Genomic DNA, 9,914 nt, shown 5'->3' with positions numbered 1-9,914 from the left:
CTTTTGTGTTTCCTCCGCTATCTGTCTTTCATCCCCTTCATGAACGACACTCCCCTTGTGTTTCCTCTACTATTTGTCTTTCATCCCCTTTATGAACGACACTCCTTTCGTGTTTCCTCTACCATTTGGCTTTCATGAACTTTCAAACAATTCATATTACAGCTATTCAACATAGTTTCCAGCAAATGAACAGCTAATTAGTATTGTAATAACCTCCGGGTTTGTGATTTTTTTATGGGAGACATAACAAAAAACCCCTTTGTACAGCCTTTTAAAGCTGCCCAAAGGGGTTTTGGTTATTCACAAAATATTATTATCTTTTTTCCGCTACGGCGAGGCGATTGATGGCGCGTCTTAGCGCGAGCTCGGCACGTCTAAAGTCGATCATCTCGGCTTTTTGTTCCTGCATACGCTGCTCAGCACGTTCTTTCGCTTTTAGGGCACGTTCCACATCGATATCTTCAGATTTCTCAGCAGCTTGAGCCAGAATCGTTACTTGATCAGGACGGACTTCAAGAAAACCGCCTGTAACCGCAACAAATTCTGTTTTGCCACCCTTTTTGAGGCGAACAGCACCAATTTCAAGCGGTGCCACCATCGAGATGTGTCCTGGTAAAATACCGAGATCACCACTTTTAGCCTTGGTGCTTACCATTTCCACATCTGAGTCATACACCGGGCCATCGGGAGTAACAACATTGACTTTAATCGTCTTCATTTTTTACCCTCCTGGCTAGTTTAAGCCTCTACACCCATACGTTTTGCGGCCTCAACCACTTCTTCGATACGACCAACAAGACGGAAAGCATCCTCTGGAAGATGGTCATATTTCCCTTCAAGGATTTCCTTAAAGCCACGGACAGTTTCCTTAACAGGTACATAAGAACCTGGTTGGCCTGTAAACTGTTCAGCAACGTGGAAGTTTTGTGATAAGAAGAACTGGATACGACGAGCACGTGCTACGACTAACTTATCTTCATCAGAAAGTTCGTCCATACCAAGGATCGCGATGATATCCTGTAATTCACGGTAGCGTTGTAAAGTCTGCTGAACTCTACGAGCTACTGAATAGTGCTCTTCCCCGACGATTTCAGGTGATAGGGCACGAGAAGTTGATGCTAATGGGTCCACCGCAGGGTAGATACCCATTTCAGAAAGCTTACGCTCAAGGTTTGTTGTTGCATCCAAGTGAGCGAATGTTGTAGCAGGAGCCGGGTCAGTGTAGTCATCGGCTGGTACGTAAATCGCTTGAATAGATGTAACAGAACCTTTATTAGTAGAAGTAATACGCTCTTGTAATTTACCCATTTCAGTAGCAAGTGTTGGTTGGTAACCTACCGCAGATGGCATACGGCCAAGCAACGCGGATACCTCAGAACCTGCCTGTGTGAAACGGAAGATGTTATCCATGAAGAACAACACGTCTTGCCCTTGCTCATCACGGAAATATTCAGCCATGGTCAAACCAGTCAAAGCAACACGCATACGTGCACCAGGAGGCTCGTTCATCTGACCGAATACCATCGCAGTTTGCTTGATAACGCCTGAATCCGTCATTTCATGATAAAGGTCATTACCTTCACGAGTACGCTCACCTACACCAGCGAATACGGAAATACCGCTGTGCTCTTGAGCGATGTTATTGATTAATTCCTGAATTAATACGGTTTTACCAACGCCGGCACCACCGAATAGACCGATCTTACCACCCTTGATATAAGGAGCAAGCAAGTCTACTACTTTAATACCAGTTTCAAGAATTTCTACTTCAGTAGATAGATTTTCAAATGTTGGTGCTTCACGGTGAATAGCATCACGGCGTGCAGAAGCCGGAACATCCTCTTTAAGGTCAATCGCCTCACCTAATACGTTGAATACACGACCAAGTGTCGGTTCCCCAACTGGTACGGAAATTGGTCTACCCATATCCTCTACCTCTAAACCACGAGTCAATCCATCAGTGGAAGCCATCGCGATCGTACGAACTGTATCATCACCTAAATGAAGGGCTACTTCAAGGGTTAAGTTGATTTCAACTTCTGATTCATTACGCGCATGATTCACAACTTTTAATGCGTTATAGATCTCTGGAAGATGACCGTTTTCAAACTTAACGTCAACAACCGGACCCATAATCTGCAGAACGCGTCCTTTGTTCATCGTTTTCCCTCCTAACTTACTTTTTGCCTATTCCGACCCCTTTTTTTAAAAACGAACCTTGAGAGTGTTCCGCCACGTGTTCAACTGTGAACACAAAGGATTCGCGGTAGAATCCATTTCTAGGCGTAATCCCCATCTGGCACAGTCTACCAGGCTGTTTTTTCAAAAAAAAGGGGGGTTGACGTTTTATTATTCTAGCGCTGATGCGCCGCCAACGATTTCGGTGATTTCTTGCGTAATCGAAGCCTGGCGGGCACGGTTGTAGCTTAATGTATAGGAACTAATTAATTCGTGTGCATTATCCGTTGCGTTTCTCATTGCAGTCATCCGGGCAGCGTGTTCACTAGCTTTGCTGTCAAGGAGAGCACCATAAATTAAGCTCTCTGCATATTGCGGCAGCAACACTTCGAGAATTTCTTCCGGTGACGGCTCAAATTCATAGGATGTGAGCTTGTGAGTAGTCGAAATATCCTGTAAAGGAAGTAGCTTCTTCTCGGTCACTTCCTGCGAAATCGCGCTTCGATAATGACAGTAATAGAGATAAATTTCATCAAATGTTCCATCGGCAAACATGCCTACGGTTGTGCTGGTTATGTCCTTAATGTCCTGGAAGCTTGGCTGGTCGGAAACTCCAACGATTTCAAGCGCCACATCCATACCGCGCTTAACGAAGAAATCGCGGCCAACTCTTCCAATGGCGATAATCGCAAATTCATCATTTGATTTATGACGGCTTTGGATTGTCTGATGGACACGACGAATGACGTTACTGTTAAATGCGCCAGCAAGTCCACGGTCAGAAGTCATAACGATATAGGCGGTTTTCTTAACCGGACGGTGTTGCAGCATCGGATGTGACACTCCACCTGTACCGATTGCAATGGACGCCGTCACTTCCTGGATTTTTTCCATATACGGAACGAACGCTTTTGCATTTAATACGCCTTTATTCCATTTAGCAGCCGAGGTCATTTCCATTGCCTTGGTAATTTGACTCGTCTTTTTCGTCGAATTGATGCGATTTTTTATATCGCGTAATGAAGCCATAGGTTCTCACCACCCTCACTCAAAGAATGTCTGGTTGGTGACAGACACTTGTTGGAAGTGACTGTCACCATCCCTGTTCTATATGTCAGACCTGGATTATTCAGATGTAGCAAACGTCTTTTTGAAGGTGTTGATTGCATCTGATAAATCGTCATCGGAAGGAAGGTCCTTCGTCGTAACAATCTGGTCTAACAACTCTTTGCGATTGAGGTCCATCCAGTTATGGAATTCAGATTCAAAACGGCGAATATCCTGTAATGGAATATCGTCAAGGAATCCACGTGTTAATGCATATAAAATCATAACTTGCTTTTCAACTGGTAGCGGCTTGTGAAGGTCCTGTTTTAACACTTCAACTGTACGCGCACCACGAGCAAGCTTTGCTTGTGTCGCTTTATCAAGGTCAGAACCAAATTGAGCAAATGCTTCAAGTTCTCGGTACGAAGCCAAGTCAAGACGCAGTGTACCAGCAACTTTTTTCATTGCCTTAATTTGCGCGGATCCACCTACGCGGGATACGGAAAGACCTGCGTTGATCGCCGGACGAACACCGGAGAAGAATAGGTCTGACTGTAAGAAAATTTGTCCATCTGTAATGGAAATAACGTTTGTTGGGATATATGCAGAAACGTCCCCTGCTTGTGTTTCAATAAATGGTAATGCCGTAATGGAACCAGCACCAAGTGCATCACTTAACTTAGCTGCACGCTCTAATAAGCGGGAGTGCAGATAGAAAACGTCCCCTGGATATGCTTCACGACCTGGAGGACGGCGAAGTAATAGGGATAGCTCACGGTATGCAGCCGCTTGTTTAGATAAATCATCATATACGATTAAAACGTGTTTGCCTGAATACATAAACTCTTCAGCCATCGCAACACCAGCATACGGTGCTAAGAATAGCATTGGAGCTGGTTGTGATGCTGATGCAGAAACAACGATTGAGTATTCTAATGCGCCATTTTTACGTAAAGTTTCAACTGCACCACGTACGGTTGATTCTTTTTGTCCAATCGCAACATAGATACAGATCATGTCTTGACCTTTTTGGTTCAAGATTGTATCAATCGCAACAGATGTCTTACCTGTTTGACGGTCACCGATGATTAACTCACGCTGTCCGCGGCCAATTGGTACAAGGGCGTCAATCGCTTTAATACCAGTTTGTAATGGCTCATGAACGGATTTACGTGCCATAACGCCTGAAGCAACTGCTTCAACTGGGCGAGTTTTTGTAGAATTGATTGGACCCATACCATCGATAGGTTGTCCTAATGAGTTTACTACACGTCCGATTAGTCCTTCACCAACTGGAACCTCCATGATGCGGCCTGTACGGCGAACCTCGTCACCTTCACGAATTTCAGTGTAAGGTCCAAGGATGATAATACCGACGTTATTTTCTTCAAGGTTTTGTGCCATACCCATAACGCCGTTTGAAAATTCAACAAGTTCTCCGGCCATAACATTGTCGAGGCCATGAACACGGGCGATACCGTCACCGACAGAGATAACAGTACCTACATCCGTAACTTGAATGTCTGCCTGATAGTTTTCGATCTGCTTTTTTATCAGGGCGCTGATTTCTTCAGCTTTGATGCTCATGAATTTCACCCCTATCTAAGAATCCTAGCTTAACAATTTACGTTCTAAACGGTCTAACTGACCGCGTAATGATCCATCATATATACGATTTCCGATGCGGAGCTTGACGCCACCGAGCAAATCGGAATCTACGATATTCTCAATTTTAAGAGTCTTTTTACCAATTTTCGCGGCAAATACTGCGGACATAGCCTCACGTTCAGCATCCGATAATGGACGTGTCGTATAGACCTCCGCTTCGGCAATTCCCATTTCCTGATTAGCCATTTCAATGAATTGGTTGACGACTTCAACCAATTCATTAACGCGATGTCGATCGACCATAATTAGTAATGTGTTCAAAACATAGACGTTTACTGTTGCAAACGCAGCTCTGATCATCTCTTTTTTCTGTTCGTTAGTAACTTTGGAAGATTTTAAAACAGCTTTTAGATCACTGTTATAATCTAAAACTTCTCTGATTACACGAAGATCTTCTTCTACCAAGGATACGCTTTGTTGATCCTTTGCAATTTGAAACAGGGCCGATGCGTAGCGTTTTGCTACTAAGATATTACTCATCGCCGTTCTCCTGCCTCTTTAATATACTCATTAATCAACTGATCTTGGTCTGCCTGAGTCAATTCCTTTTCAATGACTTTAGAGGCAATTAAAACAGATAAAGAAGCAACTTGTTCGCGAATGGCGGCAACGGCTCTTTCCTTCTGTTGTTCAATTTCCAATTTAGCAGCATCTTTAACGCGTTCCGCTTCAGTGCGGGCTGCAGCAATGACTTCGTCACCTTGAATTTCGCCTTGTTTTCTGGCATTTTCAATCAAAGTTTGTGCTTCATTGCGTGCTTCTTTTAAAAGACTTCTTTGTTCTTCTAAAAGCTTTTTCGCTTCTTTACGGCTTTCTTCTGCTGCATTTATTTCGCTCGCGATGTGATCTTCACGAGTTTTCATGATGCCCATCAGCGGACCCCATGCGAATTTTTTAAGCAGTGCTAATAACAGGATAAACACGATTAACTGGAAGAAAATATCTCCAAAATTAATATGGGTACCTTCGGCAGCACCCAATACAAGATTGCTCAATAACACCTTGGGTTCACTCCTTTCAAGAGTTTATCACGCATGACAAAAATAGACATAAATGAATGGCGAAGGTTTCAAGACAATCGACTCCGCCATTTGCAATTTTTGAAATTTTAGCGATTTAAAACCATGAACGCGATAACTACGCCGATGATTGGTAACGCCTCAACTAACGCAACCCCGATGAACATTGTAGTTTGTAGTAATCCACGTGCTTCAGGCTGACGAGCGATCCCTTCTACTGTACGGCCTACGATAAGACCGTTACCGATACCTGCACCTACTGCTGCTAAACCGATTGCGATTGCTGCTGCTATAAGATTCATTATTTTGTTCCTCCTTAAAAATGGATAAATAAGTTTTTTATTTGTTTTCAACTTCTTATAAAATTAATGGTCAGCGCTCACTTTATGAGACATATAAACCATTGTTAACATAGTAAAGATATACGCCTGAATACATCCGACGAAAATCGAGAATGCCTGCCAGACAAAGGTCAGCGGAATAGCTGCAATAAACCCTGCTATACCTTGATGTGCTAGTCCAGCTGCTAATAAAGATAGCAACAATTCCCCGGCATAAATGTTACCGTAAAGACGCAGACCAAGCGTTAAGGTATTGGCAAATTCCTCAATAATTTTTAACGGGAATAAAAACTTCATTGGGCTGAAGAACGTTCCCCCGTAGGCTTTCGCCCCTCTTAATTTCACGCCATAAAAATGCGTTAACCCGACTACCATAACCGCCATGGTTAAAGTGATTACTGGGTCAGCTGTTGGCGATTTCCACCAAAGTTTTTCGTCAACAATAATTGCAAATGGCAGACCTAGCATATTGGATACAAAAACGTACATGATGATTGTCAGACCGAGAACATGAAATCTTCCGCCGTCCTTCCAATCCATTGTACTGTTGATGATGCCCTTAACAAAGTCCATCACCCACTCCAAAAAGTTTTGCATCCCTGTAGGTTTCATGGCCAGTTTGCGGGTTGCTATCACGGCAATTAAGAAAACAATCACACTGGATACGGTAATCATCAACATATTCGCCGCGTTAAACCAAAGACCCATAAATTCAAACTCAGGAGCCCCATGATGCATGTAAACTTCACCTCGCTTCCCGTTTATTTATGTACATGCAGTGCATGATAAAAATAATCTATCATAATGACAATATAGGATGTCATTAGCCCCAATGCAACACCTTCTACCCTAAAATATTGTGGACATTTTAAGGCAATTGTTACTGAAATCGCTGCCATTGCTAATCTTTGTAGGGATCCAAGCGAACGCAGTTTTTTTCCTTGAGAGATGGCTTTGTCAAATTTGTCTGCCTTTCTCATTAACAACCAAAGATTCACGTTGCTAAAAATGGTACCTAATATGATTCCAAGGAAAACGGTTTTGTAGGATGTAAACCCCCAGCCAAGTACACAAATGGATAATATGTAAAAAGTCCATTTTCGCTGTCTGTTATATAGTTCTTTAAAATCTGGCATGGTTATTTATCTCCTGAATAAAACTGACGGATTGAGAGCAACATGGAATATACACCTGCAGAAAGCCCCAACAACAGTCCGATAATTAAGAAAATTGGCTCTGTACCCCAATTCTTATCGATCCATCTGCCTGCAAATATTCCTATTAAAATAGAGCCTACCAATTGGGAGACAATCGCGGACATTAAGGCCATAGCACGAAATGGATTTCGATCTTTTTGCATAAAAAATCATCCTCACCATAAGAGAATGGGTGTTGGAAATAAATTATTCAAGAATATAACATTGTTGGGCTCGTGTCAAATGAAATTTTAATGAAAACGCTATGATTACACCCTTTGTTAGCATACAATAGGCAATGTTTAATGTCAATTGGTTTACGTGAATTAATCTACATGCAATTTCCCGAATTTTATAAATTTAAATTACCTTAACACTACCTACGTAGTACAAAATATTCTTACGGATTTTCTACTAATTTGGTTTCATTTTTTATAATAAAATTGGAAAAATTTTTGATTTAATACTACTTAGAAAGTTATTTCTAGTTATTTCCCGAAGTTATTTTGCAAAATAAAAAGAGCTGGCAACAGCTCCTTTTATTTGTCAATGACAATCATCGTTTCAATAAAGTCCTCTTTGCCGGCTTTTTTGGCAAAAACTTTCACCCTATATGTGCCTGCCGGCGGTAAACTTTCTTGTGATAGCTCTTTTCGAATTAGCCCTTTTTTCACGTTTGTGCTGGAATCCAAAAACTGAACAAAACGATAGTCCTCAGGGTTAAAGAGCGCAATGCCAAACTCCTCAGCTCCCCCTGGCATATACACCTCATACCGATAAGTGCCTGGCTGATCCCCTGGAGTAAAATCAAAGCCCATTATTCTCGGGTAGCCCGGTTCCTCAAGAACATATAAATAAGGAACATGATAGATCGTATCCCCAGCATTTACAGCTAAATAGCCATCAAAAATCTTCTCTTTAAACACTTTTGGATCGACCTCAAGCTCAACTGTTACCTCCTTTGATTGTTTTGGTCCCAATGAAAATGATATCGGGAACCGCCAGTTGAGTCCTTCCCTTTGCTTGGGCAGATCAAATGAGTACCTTTGTGTTCGACTGCTTGTATTTTCTATTTTTAAAGTGGCAGTATGGCTATTCTTACCTTCAGTGAATTTCCCAAATTTAATGCTCCCTGGCATGATGAGTGATTCGGTCTTGATTGCCTCATCTACTTGAATTCTGCCAGCTCCTTGGGCATAGGTATGATAATAGGGCGCGTTGATGGGACCTGATCCACGGCTTAATTCAAGGGAGGTTTCTGTTTTCACAAGCGGTTTTGCTGTATTCATTAGGGCAGCCTTTATTTGATCGGGTGTCCAGTCAGGGTGGGCCTGTTTAATTAAGGCACATGCACCGGCGACATGAGGCGCTGCCATACTTGTTCCTTGGAGCGATAAATAACCTCCTGGTATGGTTGAATGAATCGCAACGCCAGGGGCAACAATATCCGGCTTTATATCCCAGGTCATCGTTACCGGCCCCCTGGAGCTAAAATCAGCTAGACGATCTTTTTCCTTTATTATTTGAACTCTTGATAGACCTTTGCCGTTTTGAATGGCTCTTTGCAGCCTCTTTCCCTCCTCCTTCGTGAGGGAACCGACAGGGATATCCAACATTCCATCAAGGTTACCCATAAAGCTACCGTTGACATTGTTATAAATGATGACCGCTTTCGCTCCCGCCGCGCGTGCATTATTGGCCTTTTCCGTAAAGGTAAGTGTCCCCCGTTCAATTAGGGCAATTTTTCCTTGAACGTTTTTTAAATCCGTTTTTCTTCCCATTCCACCTTCGACCAACTCTAGCGATCGATCAAGGTTCCATGGCACTGAACCTTCCATCGGCTGAATACGGATTTTTCCCTCTATTCCTTCTACATCTAAATACGCGATGTCCATCGTGGGTGTAGACGCCCCAACGGATATTGCCTTTGAAGCTGTCCCCGGAGAACCAACTGTCCAGATATTTGGACCAGAATTTCCAGATGCGGCTACTGCGACGATCCCCTTTTCCACAGCGCGGTTAAGTGCCAAACTGATGGGTAAGTCCGGGCCGTTAATGCTATTCCCGAGTGAAAGGTTCATGATATCGACTTTATCTTTAATGGCTTCTTCAATGGCAGCAAGCACTTGCTCCGTTGTCCCACCACCGCCAGGGCCAAGCGCTCGATATGCAATTATTTTCGCTTCTGGGGCGACACCGTTTATTTTTCCATTGGCCGCGATAATGCCGGCAACATGTGTCCCGTGGATGGTTGCTTGTCCTGCGGCCAACGTTTCCATCGGATCGTTGTCACCATCGACCAAATCATGGCCACCTCCATAATTGCGGATGAGATCGGGATGAGTATAGTCTACTCCGGTATCAATCACTGCCACTGTTACTCCTTTACCGGTAAGCCGTTGGTTGGCTCTGTCAAAATAACCGCGGACCTCATCCCCGCCGATGATTTTCACACTCTCCTCCAC

The 9,914-nt window shown here is 43.1% G+C and carries 11 protein-coding genes; all 11 read right to left on the bottom strand.

Features of this window, described 5'->3' with window-relative positions; translation table 11 throughout:
- Positions 1-313: 313 nt before the first annotated feature.
- On the bottom strand, positions 314-718 hold the full coding sequence (locus V7083_RS07405) for a F0F1 ATP synthase subunit epsilon (RefSeq protein WP_335476739.1): 405 nt from the start codon (positions 716-718) through the stop codon (positions 314-316).
- A gap of 20 nt (positions 719-738) precedes the next feature.
- On the bottom strand, positions 739-2,160 hold the full coding sequence (gene atpD / locus V7083_RS07400) for a F0F1 ATP synthase subunit beta (protein ID WP_335476738.1): 1,422 nt from the start codon (positions 2,158-2,160) through the stop codon (positions 739-741).
- A 189-nt stretch (positions 2,161-2,349) separates the two neighbouring features.
- Positions 2,350-3,207, bottom strand: a complete 858-nt coding sequence (gene atpG / locus V7083_RS07395) for an ATP synthase F1 subunit gamma (RefSeq protein WP_335476737.1) — start codon at positions 3,205-3,207, stop codon at positions 2,350-2,352.
- 96 nt (positions 3,208-3,303) lie between these two features.
- Positions 3,304-4,812, bottom strand: a complete 1,509-nt coding sequence (atpA, locus tag V7083_RS07390; protein WP_335476736.1) for a F0F1 ATP synthase subunit alpha — start codon at positions 4,810-4,812, stop codon at positions 3,304-3,306.
- 24 nt (positions 4,813-4,836) lie between these two features.
- Entirely contained in the window at positions 4,837-5,373 is a 537-nt protein-coding gene (locus V7083_RS07385) for a F0F1 ATP synthase subunit delta (protein WP_335476735.1), read from the bottom strand.
- A complete protein-coding gene (locus V7083_RS07380) occupies positions 5,370-5,894 on the bottom strand; it encodes a F0F1 ATP synthase subunit B (protein ID WP_335476734.1) in 525 nt (174 codons plus the stop codon). The genes V7083_RS07385 and V7083_RS07380 overlap by 4 nt, the downstream gene beginning before the upstream one ends.
- 107 nt (positions 5,895-6,001) lie before the next feature.
- Positions 6,002-6,214, bottom strand: coding sequence for a F0F1 ATP synthase subunit C (gene atpE, locus V7083_RS07375; RefSeq protein ID WP_027323467.1), 213 nt, complete (start codon positions 6,212-6,214; stop codon positions 6,002-6,004).
- A gap of 63 nt (positions 6,215-6,277) precedes the next feature.
- Positions 6,278-6,991: a F0F1 ATP synthase subunit A gene (atpB, locus tag V7083_RS07370; protein WP_335476733.1), complete on the bottom strand. Its 714-nt coding sequence runs from the start codon at positions 6,989-6,991 to the stop codon at positions 6,278-6,280.
- A 23-nt stretch (positions 6,992-7,014) separates the two neighbouring features.
- Positions 7,015-7,389 carry an ATP synthase subunit I gene (locus V7083_RS07365; protein WP_335476732.1) on the bottom strand — a complete coding sequence of 125 codons (375 nt, stop codon included), beginning with the start codon at positions 7,387-7,389 and terminating at the stop codon, positions 7,015-7,017.
- A gap of 2 nt (positions 7,390-7,391) precedes the next feature.
- Positions 7,392-7,613, bottom strand: coding sequence for an AtpZ/AtpI family protein (locus tag V7083_RS07360; protein WP_335476731.1), 222 nt, complete (start codon positions 7,611-7,613; stop codon positions 7,392-7,394).
- Positions 7,614-7,988: 375 nt separating this feature from the next.
- Positions 7,989-9,914 (bottom strand): S8 family serine peptidase (locus V7083_RS07355; RefSeq protein WP_335476730.1); only part of this gene is annotated, 1,926 nt, incomplete at its 5' end.

The organism is Bacillus sp. JJ1764, from assembly GCF_036962145.1.
In the GTDB taxonomy this organism is placed as follows: Bacteria; Bacillota; Bacilli; order Bacillales; family Cytobacillaceae; genus Neobacillus.
This window is presented reverse-complemented; position numbering and strand designations above follow the sequence as displayed.

What these genes read in the sequence shown, in the direction of transcription:
- atpG (WP_335476737.1), bottom strand. Translation starts at nt 3,207, where the DNA reads ATGGCTTCATTACGCGATATAAAAAATCGCATCAATTCGACGAAAAAG.
- V7083_RS07405 (WP_335476739.1), bottom strand. Translation starts at nt 718, where the DNA reads ATGAAGACGATTAAAGTCAATGTTGTTACTCCCGATGGCCCGGTGTAT.
- atpB (WP_335476733.1), bottom strand. Translation starts at nt 6,991, where the DNA reads ATGCATCATGGGGCTCCTGAGTTTGAATTTATGGGTCTTTGGTTTAAC.
- atpE (WP_027323467.1), bottom strand. Translation starts at nt 6,214, where the DNA reads ATGAATCTTATAGCAGCAGCAATCGCAATCGGTTTAGCAGCAGTAGGT.
- V7083_RS07365 (WP_335476732.1), bottom strand. Translation starts at nt 7,389, where the DNA reads ATGCCAGATTTTAAAGAACTATATAACAGACAGCGAAAATGGACTTTT.
- atpD (WP_335476738.1), bottom strand. Translation starts at nt 2,160, where the DNA reads ATGAACAAAGGACGCGTTCTGCAGATTATGGGTCCGGTTGTTGACGTT.
- V7083_RS07360 (WP_335476731.1), bottom strand. Translation starts at nt 7,613, where the DNA reads ATGCAAAAAGATCGAAATCCATTTCGTGCTATGGCCTTAATGTCCGCG.
- V7083_RS07385 (WP_335476735.1), bottom strand. Translation starts at nt 5,373, where the DNA reads ATGAGTAATATCTTAGTAGCAAAACGCTACGCATCGGCCCTGTTTCAA.
- atpA (WP_335476736.1), bottom strand. Translation starts at nt 4,812, where the DNA reads ATGAGCATCAAAGCTGAAGAAATCAGCGCCCTGATAAAAAAGCAGATC.